The following is an 18,450-nucleotide window of genomic DNA, read 5'->3' as shown; positions in this document are numbered from 1 at the left end:
CCCATGGTAACCGTACGCCGGCAACAGCCCGATGAATTGGACGCTCGGGACTGGCACGCATGGCTCGAACAACTCAACGCCCGGGTGCCGGTCCGCGACCCGGTGACTCTGGAGCGCGCCTGCCAGGTAGCCGAGCGCTGCGAGCGCGCCGGCGAAGCCGCCGGCCGTCTGTGGCCCTACGGTAAGGGCTGCCTGACCATCGGCCTGGAGATGGCCGATGTGCTCGCCGATCTGGGGGCCGACGCGGAAGCGCTGCCCGCGGCGGTGCTGTACCGGGCGGTGCGTGAAGGGCAGCTGCCCCTGGCCGAGGTCAACAAGGATTTCGGCGAGCCGGTGGCGCGCCTGATCGAGGGCGTGCTGCGCATGGCCGCCATCGGCACCAGCCTCAATCCCACCCGCAAGGCGGTGCTCGGGCAGCAGGACGGCCAGCTCGACAACGTCCGCAAGATGCTGCTGGCGATGGTCGACGACGTGCGCGTGGCCCTGGTCAAGCTGGCTGAGCGGACCGTGATCATCCGCGCGGTGAAGGAATCCGACCCGGAGCGCCAGCAGAAAGTGGCCCGCGAGATCTTCGACATCTACGCGCCGCTGGCCCACCGCCTGGGCGTGGGCCAGTTGAAATGGGAGCTGGAGGACCTGTCGTTCCGCTACCTGCAGCCCGGCGCCTACAAGAAGATCGCCAAGCTGCTGGACGAAAAGCGCCTCGACCGGGAAAGCTACATCGACGAGGTGATCGACAGCCTGCGCGGCCATCTGGACCGCAACGGCATCAAGGGCACCCAGGTGTACGGCCGCGCCAAGCACATCTACAGCATCTGGCGGAAGATGCAGAAAAAGCATCTGGATTTCGGCGAGGTCTACGACGTGCGCGCGGTGCGCGTGCTGGTGCGCGAAGTGCGCGACTGCTACGCCGCCCTGGGCATCGTCCACTCGCTGTGGAAGCACGTGCCCAAGGAGTTCGACGACTACATCGCCAGCCCCAAGGACAACGGCTACCAGAGCCTGCACACCGCCGTGGTGGGCCCGGAGCGCAAAATGCTGGAGGTGCAGATCCGCACCTTCGACATGCACGAAGAGGCGGAGCTCGGCGTGTGCGCCCACTGGCGCTACAAGGAAGGCAGCAAGGCCGGCCGCAAGAGCCGCTCCTACGAGCAGCGCATCGCCTGGCTGCGCCAGGTGCTGGAGTGGCACGACGAGCTGGGCGACAACGCCGACACCATGATCGACGAGCTCAAGCACGGCCTGGTCAGCGACCGGGTCTATGTGTTCACCCCGGACGGCCATGTGGTGGACCTGGAAGCCGGCGCCACACCGGTGGATTTCGCCTATCACATCCACACCGAGGTGGGGCACCGCTGCCGGGGCGCCAAGGTGAACGGTCACATCGTGCCGCTCAACTACAACCTCAACACCGGCGAGCAGGTGGAAATTCTCACCGCCAAGGAGGGCGGTCCCAGCCGCGACTGGATGACGCCGTCGCTGGGCTATGTGGCCACCTCCTCGGCGCGGGCGCGCATCCAGCAGTGGTTCAAACGACAGGACCGGGACGTGCACATCGCCCAGGGCCGCGCCATCCTGGAGCGCGAGATTTCGCGCCTGGCCCTGGACCGCATCGACCTGGACGCCTTGGCGCCGCAGCTCAATCTGAAGACCGGCGACGACGTGCTCGCCGCCCTGGGCGCCGGCGACCTGCGTCCCGGCCATGTGGTCAACCAGGCCCAGTCGCTGCTCGGCGACGACCCGCAGCAGGAGCTGGCGTTCGTGCCGGCGCGCTCCAAGGCGTCGGAGAGCGGCGACGTGACCATCCAGGGGGTGGGCAACCTGCTCACCCACATGGCGGCCTGCTGCCGGCCGGTGCCCGGCGACCAGGTGATGGGCTTCATCACCCAGGGGCGCGGCGTCACCGTGCACCGCGCCGACTGCCACAATCTTCTGGCGATGCAGGGCGAAGAGCCCAACCGGGTGATCGAGGTGAGCTGGGGGGAAGCGGACCGCATCTTCTACCCGGTGGACATCTTCCTGCGCGCCTGGGACCGCCAGGGGCTGCTGCGCGACGTGATCGCGGTGCTCGCCAACGAGAAGGTCAACGTCACCGCCGTGCACACCGAATCGCACACCGAGGACAACACCGCCACCATGCTGCTGACGCTGGAGATTGCCTCCCTGGGCGGCCTCGGCAAGGTGCTGGCGAAGATGGACCAGCTCAAGGGCGTCCTCGAAGTGCGCCGCTACAAAAAATAATGGAGCCGTTGCATGTCCGCTAATCCATCCGCCGCCGAAGCCGCCATCGCCGAACTGCTGTCGATCATGGCCCGGCTGCGCGACCCGGACGGCGGCTGCCCCTGGGACCTGAAGCAGGACTTCGAGAGCATCGTGCCCTACACCGTGGAAGAGGCCTTCGAGGTGGCGGAAGCGGTGGCGCGGCGGGACTATCCGGAGCTCAAGGAGGAGCTCGGCGACCTGCTGCTGCAGGTGGTGTTCCATTCGCAGATCGCCCGCGAGCAGGGGCTGTTCGATTTCAGCGAGGTGGTGGCGGTGCTCAACGACAAGATGGTGCGCCGCCATCCGCACGTGTTCGGCGACCAGACCGCCGAGGACGAACAGGCGGTGAAAGTGAACTGGGAGGCGATCAAGGCCGAGGAGCGCGCCCGCAAGGGCCGTGAGCACGACAGCGCCCTGGACGGTGTGCCCGAGGGCCTGCCGGCCCTGCAGCGCGCCCACAAGCTGCAGAAGAAAGCCTCCAAGGTGGGTTTCGACTGGCGCGCCACGGCGCCGGTGCGTGCCCATGTGGACAGCGAGCTCCAGGAGCTGGACCAGGCCCTGGCGTCCGGTGACCGCGACGCCATCGAGGATGAATTCGGCGACGTGTTGTTCACCCTGGTGAACCTGGCCCGGCACCTGAAGCTGGACCCGGACCTGGCCCTGCGCCGCGCCTCGGACAAGTTCGAGGGCCGTTTCCGCCAGGTTGAACAACTGGCCGGCGCGCCGCTGTCCGATTTCGACGACGACCGTCTCGATGCTCTCTGGCGCCAGGCCAAACGCCAATCCGATTAGTGCCGGGCCGCTAACCCGACCTTCCTACCCCGACCGGTCACCGCCTCAGCCGGTCGTTCTAGCTCGGTAAAATCCGCGAAAGTTCCGGGTGAAATAAAAAGTTCACATTACAGAAACTTTTCCGTCATCGCTGCTCCCCATACTCCGCCCCCAAGCACTCAAGATGTTCCGGCGGACCAAGCGGCGTCACCGGAGCATCTATCTGCTTCTCAAAATTGCCTGATTGATAGGAGATGCTCCGATGAAAAAGAACTTGCTTGCGATCGCTGTGGGGGCGGCCCTTGCTTCGCCGATGATGATGCCGGGCGCGGCCCTGGCCGACGGCCCGAAAGTATACGGTAAAGTGAATGTTTCCCTGGAAAACATGAACTACGATCCGGCGCCCGGCGGCGCCAACAACGACGACAAGTGGGAGCTGCAGAGCAACGCGTCCCGCCTGGGCGTGAAAGGCGACTTCGACCTGGACGTGGCCGGTCTGAAAGCAGTCTACAAAGCAGAATTCGAAATCAGCGTTGATGACGGCGATAAAGGCGGTCAGACCTTCTCACAGCGCAACATCTACGGTGGTTTCCAGGGCGGTTTCGGTACCCTGATCGCGGGTAAATTCGATACCCCCACCAAGAAAGCGCAAATGGACGTTGACCAGTTCAACGATCTGGACGGCGATATCAAGAACATCGCCGCCGGCGAAAACCGCGTCTCCAACATCATTCAGTACAGCACCCCGAAATTGGCGGATCTGGTTACCTTGAACGTCGCTTTCATTCCCAACGAAGACAGCGAAGACTTCGACCAGGACGGCAGCAACGAAAACGGTCTGGCGGACAGCACCTCCATCTCTCTGACCCTGGAGCAGGACGCTTTCTACGCCGCTCTGTCCCGCGACACCGACATCCAGGACGACCTGATCGTCGACGAGACCGGCCTGCCGGATCCCGTACTCGACATCACCCGCGTGGCCGCCGGCCTGAACATGGACGTGTTCGAAGTGGGCGCGCTGTACCAGATCGCTGAAGAATCCGAAGGCGACGGCGAAGAGAACAGCTACGTGGTCAGCGGCGCCTTCAAGATCGATCGCGTTAAACTGAAAGCCCAGTACGGCATGGTCGACGGCGACCAGACCGACAACGAAGGCACCCAGTACGCCTTCGGCGCGGACTACAAGCTGGCCAAGAACAGCAAGGTGTACGCTTACTTCAACGAACTCACCTACGAAGACGGCACCACCGGTGACGAAAAAGAAGAGCGCACCCTGGGCGTGGGCATGGAACACAAGTTCTAAGAAAAACCGTATCGGGGCGGCATCGGACGCTGCCCACATTTCCTCGACGCAAGTGACAGTTGCCCGCCTTTACGGCGGGCTTTTTTTTGCGCGCCTTTCCGGTCCCGGGAAATGAACCCGGAAAAGGGCGCTATTCCCGTTTGGCTGAGTCACAAAAGCGTCATATAGTGCACCCTTCGCGAGAACCCGAACAAAAATGGGAGAAGGGACATGAACAGATTAACCCGGCTGGCCACCCCGGCCCTGGCCCTGGCGGCGGCCATCGGCGCCCCACTGACCGTGCAAGCGGCCCCGGAATTCTACGGCCGGGTGAACGTCAGCCTGGACCGCCTTTCCGATTACCCCGACGGCTCCCTGTCCGGCCAGCTCAACGACGTGCGCGCCGCGCGCTCGCCGCTGGAAGAAGGCTGGTTCCTGGAGAGCAACAGCTCACGCCTGGGCGTGCGCGGCCGCGAACCGCTGGAAGTGGGCGAGCTGAGCGTGCTCTATCAGCTGGAAGTGGGCTACGACGTGGACGGTGACAGCGATACGTTCTCCACCCGTAACAGCTTCGTCGGCCTGGGCTCGGTGATCGGTGACGTGTTCGCCGGCCGCTACGACAGCCCGGTGAAAATGGCGGAAGGGCGCGTCGACCAGTTCAACAACACCGCCGCGGACATCGGCGGCTACTTCTTCGGCCAGCGCCGCAACAGCAACACCCTGAACTGGAAAAGCCCGGATTTCAGCGGCCTGGTGGTACGCGCGCAGCTGGCCCCGGGCGAGGGCGACAGCGCCGGTGACGAGGAAAAAGACGGCCTTGCCGACACCTTCGGCCTGTCCGCCACCTGGTCCGGTGAGACGCTGTTCGCGGCGCTCGCCTACGAGCACGGCTATCAGGAAGTGGACAACCCGGCACCGCCGCCGGCGCTGGTGGACGCCGACCGCGACCTGCTGCGCGGCACCCTGGGCGTGACCCTGGGCGAGCTGGATCTGGGCGCCATGGTGGAACAGCTGCGCCTGGACCCGGACGCCGCCGGCGCCGACCGCCTGGACGCCACCTCCTATCTGCTGAGCGCCGGCTGGCGCCTGCTGCCACGGGTGACCCTGAAAGCCCAGGCGGGCCGTTTCGACGGTGACGACTTCGGCTACGAGGACGACATCCTCACCGCCGGCGCGGACTACAAGCTGGGCCGCCAGACCAAGGTGTACGGACTGGTGTCCTCCTCCGACGCGACCATCACCTATCCAGGTGGCGTGGACGCCGACGACAGCGGCAGCCTGTTGTCAGTGGGGATGGAACATAAGTTCTGAAGAGAGCTTCAAGCTGCAAGCCTCAAGCTGCAAGCAGTCTTGAATCCGCTTCTAGCTCGTAGCTTGTAGCTGGCCGGGCGGAGCCCGGCCTATGCCCAGCGCTTCAGTGCCAGCGAGGCGTTGGTGCCGCCGAAGCCGAAGCTGTTGCTGAGCACCAGCTCGGGGCGCTGGTCGTTGCTCTTGGTGAGAATCGGCAGGCCTTCGGCGTCCGCGTCCAGCTCGGTGATGTTGGCGGAGCCGGCGGTGAAGCCGTCGCGCATCATCAGCAGGCAGTAGATCGCCTCCTGAACGCCGGCGGCGCCCAGGCTGTGGCCGGACAGGCTCTTGGTGGAGCTGATCGCCGGAATCTTGCCGTCGCCGAACACTTCGCGGATCGCCTTCAGCTCGGCCAGATCCCCCACCGGGGTGCTGGTGCCGTGGGCGTTGATGTAATCCACGTCGCCGTCCACCGTGGCCAGCGCCTGGCGCATGCAGCGCGCCGCGCCTTCGCCGTTGGGGGCGACCATGTCGTGGCCGTCGCTGGTGGCGCCGTAGCCCACCACTTCCGCGTAGATACGCGCGCCGCGCGCCTTGGCGTGCTCCAGTTCCTCAAGCACCACCATGCCGCCGCCGCCGGCGATCACGAAGCCGTCGCGGCTGGCGTCATAGGCGCGGGACGCGGTTTCCGGGGTGTCGTTGTACTTGCTGGACAGGGCGCCCATGCCGTCGAACAAACAGCTCAGGGTCCAGTGCTCTTCCTCGCCGCCGCCGGCGAACACCACGTCCTGCTTGTTCAGCTGAATCTGTTCCACCGCATTGCCGATGCAGTGCGCGCTGGTGGCGCAGGCGGAGGCGATGGAATAGTTGATGCCCTTGATCTTGAACGGGGTGGCCAGGCAGGCGGACACGGTGCTCGCCATCACGCGCGGCACCATATAGGGGCCGACGCGCTTGACCCCGCGGGTGCGGGCGATGTCGGCGGCTTCCACCTGGTTGAACGACGAATGGCCGCCGGACCCGGCGATCAGGCCGGTGCGCTCGTTGCTGACGTCGGCCTCGTCCAGGCCGGCGTCGGCGATCGCCTGCTGCATGGCCACGTAGGCGTAGGCCGCCGCGTCGCCCATGAAACGCCGGGGCTTGCGGTCGATATGGTCTTCCAGGTTGATATCCGGCGTCCCTGCGATCTGGCTGCGCATGCCCATTTCCTTATAGGCTTCCTTGAAGCGGATGCCCGGGAGGCTGTCCCGCAGCGCCCGGGACACCTGGTCCGCCTCGTTGCCGAGGCAGGACACGATTCCCAGGCCGGTAATCACGACGCGACGCATATTTAGAACCCTTCCGTCGAGGTAAACAGACCGACCCGCAGGTCTTTGGCCTCATAAATGTCCTCGCCGTCCACCGAAACCACGGCGTCGGCGATGCCGAGAGTGAGTTTGCGGGCGATCACTCGTTTCACGCTGATTCGATAGGTGACTTTCTTGGCGGTGGGCAGAATCTGCCCGGAAAATTTCACCTGGCCCACGCCCAGGGCACGGCCCCGGCCGGGGTTGCCCAGCCAGCCGAGGAAGAAGCCCAGCAGCTGCCAGGTGGCGTCCAGGCCCAGACAGCCCGGCATCACCGGGTCGGTCTCGAAGTGACAGTCGAAGAACCACAGGTCCGGGTGGATATCCAGCTCCGCGATGATTTCGCCCTTGCCGTATTCGCCACCCTGGTCGGCGATGTGGCTGATGCGGTCGAGCATCAGCATGCCGGGCAGGGGCAGGCGAGCGTTGCCGGGGCCGAACAACTGACCGCGGGCACAGGCCAGCAGGTCGTCGTAGGAATAGGCGGATTTTTGATCCGGATTCGCGGTGTTCACGTTATTTGTGCTCAAACTGGTTACTCCACACAGGCCGGGCTGGTGCCGAACATCCATTGTTTTCACTCAGTATGGAACGGATCGAGCCCGATTCGTTCCAACCCGCCGGTGATAGTGTATGGATGCAAGATGACCTTTTGACTGCAAAATGGCGACGCTTTAAACACAGTGTCGACCCTGATGATAGCCACATAGTAGCAGAGCGGCGTCGTCGGGCACGACCGCTAAGCGTCTCAAAATATGTCCATGCCCGCGGGGCGCCAGGGGCGGCGCGCCGGTGGGCTTGCAAAGCGGGCCGCATCTGCCGATGATGCCCGCGCACACTCAGCCGGAGGAATAAGGTGGCGGCGGAACTCGGACATCTCTCCCTGTGGGTGGCCATAGCGGCGGCCCTGGTGTTGGCGGTATTCCCACTGATCGGCGTGTATCGCCGGGTGGAATCCTGGCAGCGCTACGCCCGGCCTTTGGCCTGGCTGCAGTGGCTGGCGCTCACGGTGGCGATGGTCTGCCTGGGCTACAGCTTCTATATCAATGATTTCACGGTCACCTATGTGGCCAACCACAGCAACTCGCAATTGCCGCTGGGCTACCGGCTGTCGGCGATCTGGGGCGGCCACGAGGGCTCCCTGTTGCTGTGGGGCTGGATGCTGGGCGGCTGGACCGCCCTGGTCGGCCTGTTCAGCCGCAAGGTGCCGCTGCCCATGGTGGTGCGGGTGCTGTCGGTGATGGGCATGATCGCGGTGGGTTTCCACGCCTTCATGCTGTTCACCTCCAACCCGTTCGACCGCTCGCTGCCCTGGTTCCCGATCGACGGCGCCGACCTCAACCCGCTGCTGCAGGACCCGGGCCTGATCATCCACCCGCCCATGCTTTATATGGGTTACGTGGGCTTCTCGGTGGCGTTCGCGTTCGCCGTGGCCGGTCTGCTGGCCGGCAATCTGGACCCGGCCTGGGCCCGCTGGGCACGCCCCTGGACCACCGTCGCCTGGAGCTTTCTCACCGTCGGCATCGCCCTGGGCTCCTGGTGGGCCTACTACGAACTGGGCTGGGGCGGCTGGTGGTTCTGGGACCCGGTGGAAAACGCCTCCCTGCTGCCGTGGCTGGCCGGCACCGCGCTGATTCACTCCCTGGCGGTGAGTGAAAAACGCAACCTGTTCCGCGCCTGGACCGTGCTGCTGGCCATCGTCACCTTTTCCATGAGCCTGCTGGGCACCTTCCTGGTGCGCTCCGGCGTGCTCACCTCGGTGCACGCCTTCGCCAACGACCCCAGCCGGGGCGCCTTTATTCTCGGCTTCCTGGTGGTGGTGGCCGGCGGCGCGCTCACCCTGTTCGCGCTGCGCGCCGGGCGCCTCAAGGGCAAGGGCGGCTTCAAGCCGCTCTCCCGGGAGGCCTTCCTGCTGGGCAACAATCTGCTGCTGCTCACCGCCACCTTCGCGGTATTGATGGGCACCCTGTATCCGTTGTTGGGCGAGGCGCTGGATATCAAGGTGTCGATCCGCGCCGCCTACTTCAACAGCTTCTTCGTGCCGCTGACCCTGGTGCTGATGGCGATTCTGGTGCCCGGCATGCTCAGCAACTGGAAGCGCCAGGACAGCTCGCCGTTGCTGCGGCGCATGCTGATGCTGGCGCCGGCGGCGCTGATCGGCGGCTACCTGGGCGCGCGCCTGCCCGGCGACACGCCCTGGGTGGGCACCCTGGCGCTGATCCTGGCCCTGTTCCTGGTGTTCGCCCACATCGACGATCTGGTGCGCCGCGCGCTGGCCTACAACCGGGGCTTCCTGGGCGGGCTGGGCAAACTCGGCCGCGGCTACTACGGCATGGTGCTGGCCCATTCCGGCATGGCGGTGCTGGTGGCCGGCGTCACCGTGGTCAGTTTCCACGAAGTGGAGCGTGACGTGCGCATGGCGCCGGGCGACGTGGCCGAAGTGGGCGCTTACCGCTTCGAGTTCGACACCCTCAGCGAATACGCCGGCCCCAACTTTGATTCCCGCAAGGGCCATTTCCTGGTCACCCGCGACGGCGAGCCGATCGCGGAAATGAACCCGGAAAAACGCACCTACCGCGCCAGCGGCCAGGTGATGACCGAAGCGGCCATCGACGCCGGCCTGATGCGCGATCTCTACGTGGCGCTGGGCGAGCCCCTGGGCGGCGACGCCTGGGCGGTGCGCATTTATCACAAGCCGATGATCCGCTGGATCTGGCTGGGGGCGCTGATCATGGCCCTGGGCGGCGCGCTGGCGCTCACCGACGCCCGTTACCGGAAAAAGATGACGCGCAGCAAAGCGGACGCCGACGGCGAGGTGGTTTATGAGTAAAGGCACCAACCCCTGGGTTTTCCTGCCGCTGGTGGCGTTCGTCGCCCTGGCGGTGCTGCTCGCCAGCGGCCTGGGCCGCAACCCGGAAGAGCTGCCCTCGGCGCTGGCCGGCAAGCCGGTGCCGGAATTTTCCCGGCCGTCGCTGCTCAACGACCGCACCCTCACCGAGGAGCTGCTCACCGGCCGCTGGCAATTGTTGAACGTGTGGGGCACCTGGTGCCCGACCTGCTACGTCGAGCATCCCTATTTGCTGGAGCTGGCGCGCAGCGGCATTCCCATTGTCGGCCTCGACTATAAAGACGAGGACGCCAAGGCCCGCGACTATCTGGCCGAATACGGCAACCCGTTCCGCGAAGTGATCGTCGACGCCGACGGCCAGCTGGGTCTCGACCTGGGCGTCTACGGCGCGCCGGAAACCTTTCTGATCAACCCGCGCGGCGAGATCGTGCTGCGCCACGTGGGTGAAATGAACCAGCGCGTCTGGGACGACAAGTTCGCGCCGGTGCTGCAGCAGGCCGGTGAGGCCTCGGGGGTGGCGCCGTGATCCGTCTTGCCATTCTGTTGCTCGCCCTGGCGGCCGCGCCGTCCTGGGCCGCCATCGACATTTACCAGTTCGACAGCGACGCCCAGCAGGACCGTTTTCACCGTCTCACCGAGGAGCTGCGCTGCCCCAAGTGCCAGAACCAGAGCATCGCCGATTCCGACGCGGAGATTTCCCAGGACATGCGCGAGCGGGTGGCGCGGATGATCCGCGAAGGGCACAGCGATGAAGAGATCGTCACCTTCTTCGTCGACCGCTACGGGGATTTCGTCAGCTACCGGCCGCCGTTCAACCCCCGCACCGCGATTCTCTGGGTGGGGCCCCTGACCCTGTTGCTGCTGGGCGGCGTGGGTATCGTACTGCTGGTGCGCCGCGCCAGCCGCGAAGCGGAGGAAGACGATCAATGAGTCCGTTCATTGTGCTGATAGTGGTGTTGCTGGCGGCGCTGCTGGTGTGCTTTTTATTGTGGCGCCGGGAAAGCCGCGCCGCCGGCGCGCCCCTGTCGATCACCGGCCTGGCGATCCCCCTGTTGGTGGTGGCGGTGGCCGGCCTCGGCTATCTGACCATCGGGCTGGACCGCAACACCCTGGACTGGCTGGCCGACCAGCGCCGCTACGACCCGGTGGCCGAGCGCGTGATCGCCGGCGAAGCCCCCGGTGAGCAGGACCAGGACATCTCCGCCGCCGCGCTCACGCGGGTGCTGCAGTCGCGGCTGGTGCGCGAGCCCAGCCTCACCGGCTGGTACACCCTGGGCCTGCTCTATGACCAGTTGGGCGCGCCGGCCCAGGCCCAGGAAGCCGCCCGCCGGGCGCTGGAGATGGACCCGGACGACCACGCCGCGCGCCTGCTGCTGGCGCGCGGGCTGATCGCCCAGGCCGACGGCCGCCTCACCGACGAGGCCCAGGCGGAAATCGCCCGGGTGCTGGCGGACAACCCCCGGCACGACGGCGCGCTGATGCTGCAGGCAATGGCCGCCAACGAGGCCCGCCGTTTTGATCTGGCGGCGCGGTCCTGGCGCGCGCTGCTGGCCCGTCACGGCGACGGCGAAGCCGGCGATCTGATCCGCCGCGGCCTGGCCCAGGCGGAGCAGCAGCGTGAGCGCAGCGAGCAGCTGCAAGGGCTCACCGTCACCGTGCAGGCCGACGACGTGCCCGAGGGCGGCACTCTGTTCGTGTTCCTGGGCCCCCAGCCGCTGGCCGCGCGCCGGGTGCTGGCGGAATCGTTTCCGATCCAGGTGACCCTGCGCCCGGGCGACTGGCTGCAGGCCTATCCCGCCGAGCTCGACCAGCTGCGCGTGGCCGCGCGCTACACGCCGGCACCCGGCTCCAGCGTGGACCAGGCCAACCTGAATGCCGCGCCCACCGCCCTTGATCTGAGCCGGCGTCCGGCGGCGAGTCTCACGATTCGCCGCTAGGCGCGCCGCCACGGGCGTCCGCGATACCAAGGTCGCCCTTGTACCCGGGGGACCCGCACGGTAAAGTTCCCCCCCTTCGGGCGAGGGGAGCTCCTGACGCCCCTTCCATTCGCGGCAAAACGGAGAATCCTATGCGTGTCATCCTGCTTGGCGCGCCCGGTGCGGGTAAGGGCACTCAGGCGCAGTTCATCAAGGAAGAATTTTCCATTCCCCAGATCTCCACCGGCGATATGCTGCGTGCCGCGGTGAAAGCGGGCACCCCTCTGGGCCTGGAAGCCAAGAAAGTGATGGATGCCGGCGGCCTGGTATCCGACGACATCATTCTCGGCCTGGTCAAAGAGCGCATCACCGAGGACGACTGCAAGAACGGCTTCCTGTTCGACGGCTTCCCGCGCACCATCCCCCAGGCCCAGGCGCTGGTGGAAGAGGGCGTGAATATCGATTTCGTGGTTGAGATCGATGTGGATGACGAAGAGATCATCGAGCGTCTCAGCGGCCGCCGCGTACACCCCGCTTCCGGCCGGGTCTACCACATCAAGCACAACCCGCCCAAGGAAGCCGGCAAGGACGACGAGACCGGCGACGAGCTGGTTCAGCGCGACGACGACAAGGAAGCCACCGTGCGCAAGCGCCTTGAGGTCTACCAGGAGCAGACCCGCCCGCTGGTGAATTTCTACCAGGAGCTGGCCCAGAACGGCGAACAGAACGCGCCCACCTATGTGCGCGTGGCCGGCGTCGGCGGCGTCGACGACATCCGTCAGCGCATCATGGAAAAACTCAAAGGCTGAACTCTCCAGGGGCCCGCGGCAGCGGGCCCTCGCATCTCCCCCCTCCTATCACCCCGATAGCGTGCTCACGTCCTCTGTCTCACCTATCATTCACCCTCCATTGGTTGTGATGCGCCCCCGCGCTTACTCAGGAGAAGGCTTGTTATGTCCGTGACGAAACCGGCGGTGGTCCTGGTCAATCTGGGCACCCCAGACGCGCCCACCACGGCGGCGGTGCGCCGTTATCTGAAGCAGTTCCTGTCCGACCCCAGGGTGGTGGAAGCGCCGCGCCTGATCTGGTTCTGGGTGCTGCGGCTGATCATCCTGCCGCTGCGGCCGCGCCGGGTGGCGAAACTCTACGCCTCCATCTGGCAGCAGGACTCTCCGATCCGGCTGGTGGCCCAGCAGCAGGCCGAAGCGCTGGCCGGCCGTTTCGACTGCACCGTGCGTTACGCCATGAGCTACGGCAGCCCCGGTTTTGAAGCCGTGCTGGATGAGCTGGCGGACCAGGGCCACGACCACCTGTTGATCCTGCCGCTCTACCCGCAGTATTCCGGCTCCACCAACGGCGCGGTGGCGGACGCTCTGGCGCGCTGGGTGCGCACCCGCCGGGAAGTGCCCGGGCTGACACTGGTCAAGGACTACTGGCAAAACCCCGCCTGGCTGGACGCGGTGGCCGACAGCATCCGGCGTTTCCGCGAACAACACGGCGAGGCGGAAAAGCTGTTGTTTTCATTCCACGGCATTCCGGTGTCCTACCAGGACAAAGGCGACCACTACGGTGAGCGCTGCCACCACTCCGCCGCGTTGATCGCCGAGCGCCTGGGTTTGCGCGCCGAACAATGGATGGTGACCTTTCAATCCCGCTTCGGCCCCCAGGAGTGGCTCAACCCCTACACCGATAAAACCCTGGAAAAGTGGGGTAAGGAAGGCGTGCGTTCGGTACAGGTGGTGTGCCCCGGTTTCTCCGCCGACTGCCTGGAAACCCTGGAAGAAATCGACGGTGAAAACCGCGAAGTGTTCCTGCACGCCGGCGGCGAATCGTTTGCCTATATCCCCGCGCTGAACGCGGAACCGTCACACATCGACGCCCTGGAAGCGGTGGTCCGCGCGCATTTATGAAACGCGGTGACGAGTGACCGACACGGGGCAGCCGAACGCTGCCCCGTTTTATTTTTTCTCCGCGCCCCTCTCCCCAAAAAAAACCGCTTTTTATTTTTTTACTGATTCCTACAAACTCTTGGTCAAATAATGTACCAAGTGATTTTTTTTTATGCTACTTTCCGACTGTCGCAGAAAAATGACGTCATAGATTAGGAGATCGATCATGGCCAGAGCAGCAAAAAAAAGTAGCGCTCAGAAAAAAACCGCGGCTCGCAAGACCGCCGCACGCAAGAAGACCACCACCACCAAAACCACCGCCAATAAGGCTCCGGCTCTGCCGAAGTCGGTAACCAACGCCGAGTCCAAGTCCAAACTTCAGGAAAAGGCGGTGGCCCAGGCACAGAAGAAAGTCGACCAGGCCAGCACCAAGCTGGACCGCCAGAAGAAAAAGATCGAAACGGAAAACGACAAACTCAGCAAGTTGCGCGCGGATCTGGCCGCCAAGCGGGATAAGGCCAAAGGCAATGCCACCGCCGCCGCCAAACGCGCCGTGGAAACCGCCCGCGGTCGCATGAACACCCAGCGTCTCAAACTTCAGGACCTGCGCGGCGAGAGCAAACTGATTCGCGCCGAAATCCAGGCCGCCAAGAAAGTGGTCACGCGGGAAAACAAAAAGCTGCGCACCGCCCAGCGTAACCTGACCACCAAGATGCGCGAGTACGAGCGCAAGCTGGCGAAGAAAGCCAAGGTGGCTCAGAAGAAAGCGGAGCAGAAGGCCAAGCGCGCCGCCCGCAAAGCCACCGGCAAGACATCCACCGCGCGCAAAACCACCGCCAAGCGCGCCACCGCCAAGAAGGCGGCCAAGCGCACCCCGGCGAAGAAAAGCGCCAGCAAGCGTCCGGCGGCCAAGAAAACCGCGACCCGCAAGACCGCGGTGAAGAAGACCGCCACCCGCAAGACCCCGGCGCGCAAAGCACCGCGCAAGAAAGCGGCGGCCAAGAAGACCCCGGCCAAGAGCAGCTGACCGGACCGTCCGCCCGTTCGACACAACGCCCCCGGCCCGCCGGGGGCGTTGTCGTTTCGGCCCCCCCCCATCCCCCAAAAAAAACCGCCCTGGGCCTGCCGCCGGGCAGGGGTGGCGCCCTGGCCAAGAAAGCTATTGATAACAATTCGCATTAGAGTTATTCTGCTCCCGAGTTTGAGGAGTGGACGTAGCCATGTACGTTTGTTTGTGTAACGGCATCACTGACGGTCAGATACGGGAAGCAGCCGAAAGCGGTTGCGACAGCCTGCGCGATCTTCGTCGGGAACTTGGGGTTGGCAGTCAGTGTGCTAAATGTGCACGGCACGCCCGTCAGGTATTGCGTGATACCCGTAACGCCATGCCGGCGGTCTCTTCAATCTCGGCAAACCGGGGCGAACCAGTCCAGTACTGGCCTCAGACCGCCTGAGGGCCGCCCCGCGCGAGAGCAGTCCATCAGCCTCCCAGCCAGGCCCGAGCCCAGCCAGGGAGCAGGGACGCCCACAGCCGCTTGCGGCGTTCCTTTAAAGACTGATTCTCATTAGTATAACTACTTGTATTTACTCGATTTTTTTCCGGGTAAACCTTGTCCGTGCCCCCGTCTTGCTGAACAATAGTCGCCATTACCCCGCCGGCACGGAGAACGCACATGAAAGGCGACCAGAAAGTCATCGAATTCCTCAACCGCGCACTCGGCAACGAGCTGGTGGCGATCAACCAGTATTTCCTGCACGCCAAGATGTACAAGGACTGGGGTTTCCAGGCCCTGTACGAGCACGAATACCACGAGTCCATCGATGAAATGAAACACGCCGACATGCTGGTCGAGCGTATTCTGTTCCTCGAAGGTCTGCCTAACCTGCAGGACCTGGGCAAACTGATGATCGGCGAAAACACCAAGGAAATGCTCAACTGCGACCTCAAGCTTGAGCAAATGGCGGTGCCCGACCTGCGCGACGGCATCGAATATTGCGAATCCGTCCGCGATTACGTCACCCGCGACCTGTTCCGCGAAATCCTTGCCTCCGAGGAAGAGCACATCGACTGGCTGGAAACCCAGCTCAGCCTGATCGACAAGGTAGGCCTGGAAAATTATCTGCAAAAACAAATGGAAGCCGGCGAAGAATAAATCGCCCCCGCGGTCCGTTTGCGCAAGAAATCACCGCCCCCGGCTTGACTCCCCGGGGGGCATTGGGAATAATGCGCGCCTCTTGACGGCCAACGCCGCAAGGTCCCGCACCGGTAGCTCAGTTGGATAGAGCATCTGGCTACGAACCAGGAGGTCGGGGGTTCGAATCCTCCCCGGTGCGCCATACAAACTAAAAGGGCCCCGCTCAATTGAGCGGGGCCCTTTTAGTTTGTATGGCTTATACCGGGGAGCTATTTAGAGAACCCCCCGGGTTCGAACGAGCGGCTCATTGAGCCGCGAAGTAACGTAATGCGAGCATTACGGCCCGAAGGGCGAGCCAACGCCTAAGCGTTGGCTCGTACAAGCCGGCCAACGGCCGGCGCAGGACGTCGCCGCAAAGCGGCGACGCCCCGAAGGGGTGAGTCCGGCAAAGCCGGACGAATCAATCCTCCCCCCATCAGCGTCCTCCAGATCCACGCCTGTGGCATCCCGCCGGGTGGCTAGCGCCACCCTTTCGCGGGCAAGGCCCGCTCCCACAAAACCCTCCCCCAAAGCTCCCCCAGACAGCTCCCACAACCCGTCTCCCCCGACCTCCTCAATCCCACCCCTCAGCCCCCCCCCAAGCCAGGCAAGCGAAGCAAAGCCAGCCGCCCCTCTACAAAGCCGCCCCCACACCAACCCACCCAACCCCTCCCACCAAAAAAATGTCAACAATCCACCCCCATCCCCCCATCAAACTCCCCAAAATCAACCACCCCAGTCCCCCATTACCTTGCCTGTTGTCGACAATCCCGATACATTGCGCCGAATCAGGGCGCCGGAACCCCGCCCAAAAGGCGGCGGATCCCCAGCAAAACAGCCCACGCTTGAACCTACCCGGGAGCGGAGCATGAACGATCTATTGGCCCAGGGCGTACAGCTCATGGTGCTGGGCATGGGCGTGGTACTCGCCTTTCTTCTGATTCTGGTGGCGGTGATGACCGGCCTCTCGGCCCTGGTTCAGCGCTTCGCCCCCGAAACCACCGGCGGCAAGCCCGCCACCGCGCCGGCCCCGGAACCCGCACCCCGGGTTTCTCCACACATTCGGGCGGCCATCCAGGACGCCATCCGGCAACACCGCGCCCAACGCTGATCGGAATCTTCCCATGACGACAAAAACGCCTCTCGGCATCACCGACGTGGTGCTGCGCGACGCCCACCAGTCCCTGCTTGCCACCCGCCTGCGCCTGGACGACATGCTGCCGATCGCGGAGAAACTCGACCGCATCGGTTTCTGGTCACTGGAATCCTGGGGCGGCGCCACCTTCGACGCCTGCATCCGCTACCTGGGCGAGGACCCCTGGGAGCGCATCCGCGAGCTCAAGAAGGCGATGCCCAACACGCCCCAGCAAATGCTGCTGCGCGGGCAGAACCTGCTCGGCTACCGCCATTACGCCGACGACGTGGTCGACGCCTTCGTGGAACGGGCGGCGGAAAGCGGCGTGGACGTGTTCCGCGTGTTCGATGCCATGAACGACATGCGCAACATCGAGCGCGCGGTGGCGGCGGTGGTCAAACAGGGCAAGCACGCCCAGGGCACCATCGCCTACACGGTGAGCCCTGTGCACACCCTCGACGTCTGGGTGGAGCAGGGCAAACGCATCGAGGACATGGGCGCCGACTCCGTGGCGATCAAGGACATGGCCGGCCTGCTCACGCCCTACACCGCGTTCGAGCTGGTCAGCCGTCTCAAGCAAGCGCTGGATATTCCGGTGCACATGCAGTGCCACGCCACCACCGGCCTGTCCACCGCCACCGCCCTGAAGGCGGCGGAGGCCGGCATCGACAACGTCGACACCGCGATCTCTTCCATGTCGATGACCTACGGCCACAGCCCCACGGAAACCGTGGTGGCAATGCTGGAAGGCACCGACCGCGACACCGGCCTGGATATTCGCGCCCTGGAGGAAATCGCCGCCTACTTCCGCCAGGTGCGGCTCAAATACCGGCGCTTCGAAGGCAGCCTGCGCGGCGTGGACTCGCGCATTCTGGTGGCGCAGGTGCCCGGCGGCATGCTCACCAACATGGAAAGCCAGCTGCGCGAACAAAACGCGCTGGATCGCTTCGACGCGGTGCTCGAGGAGATTCCCCGGGTGCGCAAGGACCTGGGCTACATTCCCCTGGTCACGCCCACCTCGCAGATCGTCGGCACCCAGGCGGTAATGAACGTGATGGCCGGCGAACGCTACAAGGCGCTCAGCAAGGAAACCCGCGGCATCCTGCGCGGTGAATACGGCGAAGCGCCGGCGCCCTTCGACGAGGCGCTGCGCGAGCGCGCCCTGGAAGGCGACCAGCCGCTCACCTGCCGCCCGGCGGACCGGCTCGACAACGAACTGGACGCCCTGGGTCGCGAGCTGGAACAGCAGGCCGGTGAGGAGGGCATCGAGTTGGCCACCGGCGAGCGCCGACTGGACGACGTGCTCACCTACGCGCTGTTCCCGCAGATCGGACTCAAGTTTCTCGCCAACCGGGGCAACCCGGACGCCTTCGAGCCGGCGCCCTCCGAGGGCGACGACGGCCAGGAAGAGGGCGTCTACACGGTCACCGTGGAAGGCCAGCGCTACACCGTCACGGTCAGTGACGGCGGCGACATCGACGGCATCAAACCCCTGGACGGCGGCGCGCCGGCGGCCTCCGGCGCGGCCCCGGCGGCCCCC

17 protein-coding genes and 1 tRNA gene are annotated in these 18,450 nt (G+C 64.9%); 16 read left to right on the top strand and 2 right to left on the bottom strand.

The window, feature by feature from the left end:
• The first annotated feature begins 3 nt into the window (after nucleotides 1–3).
• From relA to ISO4_RS14230, 4 genes are all read left to right on the top strand, one after another.
• The gene (relA, locus tag ISO4_RS14245; protein ID WP_194856638.1) at nucleotides 4–2,241 is read left to right on the top strand and encodes a GTP diphosphokinase; all 2,238 of its coding nucleotides are present in this window, start codon (nucleotides 4–6) and stop codon (nucleotides 2,239–2,241) included.
• 12 nt (nucleotides 2,242–2,253) lie between these two features.
• The gene (gene mazG / locus ISO4_RS14240; RefSeq protein ID WP_194856637.1) at nucleotides 2,254–3,054 is read left to right on the top strand and encodes a nucleoside triphosphate pyrophosphohydrolase; all 801 of its coding nucleotides are present in this window, start codon (nucleotides 2,254–2,256) and stop codon (nucleotides 3,052–3,054) included.
• Nucleotides 3,055–3,295: 241 nt separating this feature from the next.
• Entirely contained in the window at nucleotides 3,296–4,336 is a 1,041-nt protein-coding gene (locus tag ISO4_RS14235; RefSeq protein ID WP_194856636.1) for a porin, read from the top strand.
• Between the two features lie 210 nt (nucleotides 4,337–4,546).
• Entirely contained in the window at nucleotides 4,547–5,626 is a 1,080-nt protein-coding gene (locus ISO4_RS14230; RefSeq protein WP_194856635.1) for a porin, read from the top strand.
• Between the two features lie 89 nt (nucleotides 5,627–5,715).
• Here the strand turns inward: ISO4_RS14230 and fabB are convergent, their stop codons facing one another.
• A complete protein-coding gene (gene fabB / locus ISO4_RS14225; protein ID WP_142950172.1) occupies nucleotides 5,716–6,930 on the bottom strand; it encodes a beta-ketoacyl-ACP synthase I in 1,215 nt (404 codons plus the stop codon).
• 2 nt (nucleotides 6,931–6,932) lie between these two features.
• Complete coding sequence (gene fabA, locus ISO4_RS14220; protein ID WP_228548155.1) at nucleotides 6,933–7,478, bottom strand: 3-hydroxyacyl-[acyl-carrier-protein] dehydratase FabA; 546 nt, start codon at nucleotides 7,476–7,478, stop codon at nucleotides 6,933–6,935.
• Between the two features lie 326 nt (nucleotides 7,479–7,804).
• On the opposite strand from fabA, the gene ISO4_RS14215 reads away from it, so the two are divergent.
• From ISO4_RS14215 to oadA, 12 genes are all read left to right on the top strand, one after another.
• A complete protein-coding gene (locus ISO4_RS14215; protein ID WP_194856634.1) occupies nucleotides 7,805–9,778 on the top strand; it encodes a heme lyase CcmF/NrfE family subunit in 1,974 nt (657 codons plus the stop codon).
• A complete protein-coding gene (locus ISO4_RS14210) occupies nucleotides 9,771–10,322 on the top strand; it encodes a DsbE family thiol:disulfide interchange protein (RefSeq protein ID WP_142950175.1) in 552 nt (183 codons plus the stop codon). The genes ISO4_RS14215 and ISO4_RS14210 overlap by 8 nt, the downstream gene beginning before the upstream one ends.
• On the top strand, nucleotides 10,319–10,726 hold the full coding sequence (locus tag ISO4_RS14205) for a cytochrome c-type biogenesis protein (protein ID WP_142950176.1): 408 nt from the start codon (nucleotides 10,319–10,321) through the stop codon (nucleotides 10,724–10,726). Before ISO4_RS14210 ends, ISO4_RS14205 begins: the two co-directional genes overlap by 4 nt.
• The gene (locus tag ISO4_RS14200; RefSeq protein WP_228548154.1) at nucleotides 10,723–11,733 is read left to right on the top strand and encodes a tetratricopeptide repeat protein; all 1,011 of its coding nucleotides are present in this window, start codon (nucleotides 10,723–10,725) and stop codon (nucleotides 11,731–11,733) included. Before ISO4_RS14205 ends, ISO4_RS14200 begins: the two co-directional genes overlap by 4 nt.
• 131 nt (nucleotides 11,734–11,864) lie before the next feature.
• Nucleotides 11,865–12,521 (top strand): adenylate kinase, encoded by a 657-nt coding sequence (gene adk, locus ISO4_RS14195; protein ID WP_142950177.1) that lies wholly within the window; start codon nucleotides 11,865–11,867, stop codon nucleotides 12,519–12,521.
• Nucleotides 12,522–12,665: 144 nt separating this feature from the next.
• A complete protein-coding gene (gene hemH / locus ISO4_RS14190) occupies nucleotides 12,666–13,622 on the top strand; it encodes a ferrochelatase (protein ID WP_194856633.1) in 957 nt (318 codons plus the stop codon).
• A gap of 205 nt (nucleotides 13,623–13,827) precedes the next feature.
• Entirely contained in the window at nucleotides 13,828–14,628 is an 801-nt protein-coding gene (locus ISO4_RS14185) for a hypothetical protein (RefSeq protein ID WP_142950179.1), read from the top strand.
• Between the two features lie 193 nt (nucleotides 14,629–14,821).
• Nucleotides 14,822–15,055: a bacterioferritin-associated ferredoxin gene (locus ISO4_RS14180; protein WP_142950180.1), complete on the top strand. Its 234-nt coding sequence runs from the start codon at nucleotides 14,822–14,824 to the stop codon at nucleotides 15,053–15,055.
• A 219-nt stretch (nucleotides 15,056–15,274) separates the two neighbouring features.
• Nucleotides 15,275–15,754: a bacterioferritin gene (gene bfr, locus ISO4_RS14175; RefSeq protein ID WP_142950181.1), complete on the top strand. Its 480-nt coding sequence runs from the start codon at nucleotides 15,275–15,277 to the stop codon at nucleotides 15,752–15,754.
• Nucleotides 15,755–15,861: 107 nt separating this feature from the next.
• Nucleotides 15,862–15,938: transfer RNA gene (locus tag ISO4_RS14170), tRNA-Arg, on the top strand.
• A gap of 705 nt (nucleotides 15,939–16,643) precedes the next feature.
• Nucleotides 16,644–16,886, top strand: coding sequence for an OadG family protein (locus tag ISO4_RS14165; protein WP_142950182.1), 243 nt, complete (start codon nucleotides 16,644–16,646; stop codon nucleotides 16,884–16,886).
• Nucleotides 16,887–16,899: 13 nt separating this feature from the next.
• The coding region (oadA, locus tag ISO4_RS14160) for a sodium-extruding oxaloacetate decarboxylase subunit alpha (protein ID WP_194856632.1) at nucleotides 16,900–18,450 on the top strand (1,551 nt) is incomplete at its 3' end.

Source organism: Alloalcanivorax venustensis ISO4, from assembly GCF_015356855.1.
Lineage (GTDB): Bacteria > Pseudomonadota > Gammaproteobacteria > Pseudomonadales > Alcanivoracaceae > Alloalcanivorax > Alloalcanivorax venustensis.
The sequence above is the reverse complement of the archived record's forward strand: the minus strand, read 5'-3'. Positions and strand labels throughout refer to the sequence as shown.

What these genes read in the sequence shown, in the direction of transcription:
- relA (WP_194856638.1), top strand. Translation starts at nt 4, where the DNA reads ATGGTAACCGTACGCCGGCAACAGCCCGATGAATTGGACGCTCGGGAC.
- mazG (WP_194856637.1), top strand. Translation starts at nt 2,254, where the DNA reads ATGTCCGCTAATCCATCCGCCGCCGAAGCCGCCATCGCCGAACTGCTG.
- ISO4_RS14235 (WP_194856636.1), top strand. Translation starts at nt 3,296, where the DNA reads ATGAAAAAGAACTTGCTTGCGATCGCTGTGGGGGCGGCCCTTGCTTCG.
- ISO4_RS14230 (WP_194856635.1), top strand. Translation starts at nt 4,547, where the DNA reads ATGAACAGATTAACCCGGCTGGCCACCCCGGCCCTGGCCCTGGCGGCG.
- fabB (WP_142950172.1), bottom strand. Translation starts at nt 6,930, where the DNA reads ATGCGTCGCGTCGTGATTACCGGCCTGGGAATCGTGTCCTGCCTCGGC.
- ISO4_RS14210 (WP_142950175.1), top strand. Translation starts at nt 9,771, where the DNA reads ATGAGTAAAGGCACCAACCCCTGGGTTTTCCTGCCGCTGGTGGCGTTC.
- ISO4_RS14200 (WP_228548154.1), top strand. Translation starts at nt 10,723, where the DNA reads ATGAGTCCGTTCATTGTGCTGATAGTGGTGTTGCTGGCGGCGCTGCTG.
- adk (WP_142950177.1), top strand. Translation starts at nt 11,865, where the DNA reads ATGCGTGTCATCCTGCTTGGCGCGCCCGGTGCGGGTAAGGGCACTCAG.
- hemH (WP_194856633.1), top strand. Translation starts at nt 12,666, where the DNA reads ATGTCCGTGACGAAACCGGCGGTGGTCCTGGTCAATCTGGGCACCCCA.
- ISO4_RS14185 (WP_142950179.1), top strand. Translation starts at nt 13,828, where the DNA reads ATGGCCAGAGCAGCAAAAAAAAGTAGCGCTCAGAAAAAAACCGCGGCT.
- ISO4_RS14180 (WP_142950180.1), top strand. Translation starts at nt 14,822, where the DNA reads ATGTACGTTTGTTTGTGTAACGGCATCACTGACGGTCAGATACGGGAA.
- bfr (WP_142950181.1), top strand. Translation starts at nt 15,275, where the DNA reads ATGAAAGGCGACCAGAAAGTCATCGAATTCCTCAACCGCGCACTCGGC.
- ISO4_RS14165 (WP_142950182.1), top strand. Translation starts at nt 16,644, where the DNA reads ATGAACGATCTATTGGCCCAGGGCGTACAGCTCATGGTGCTGGGCATG.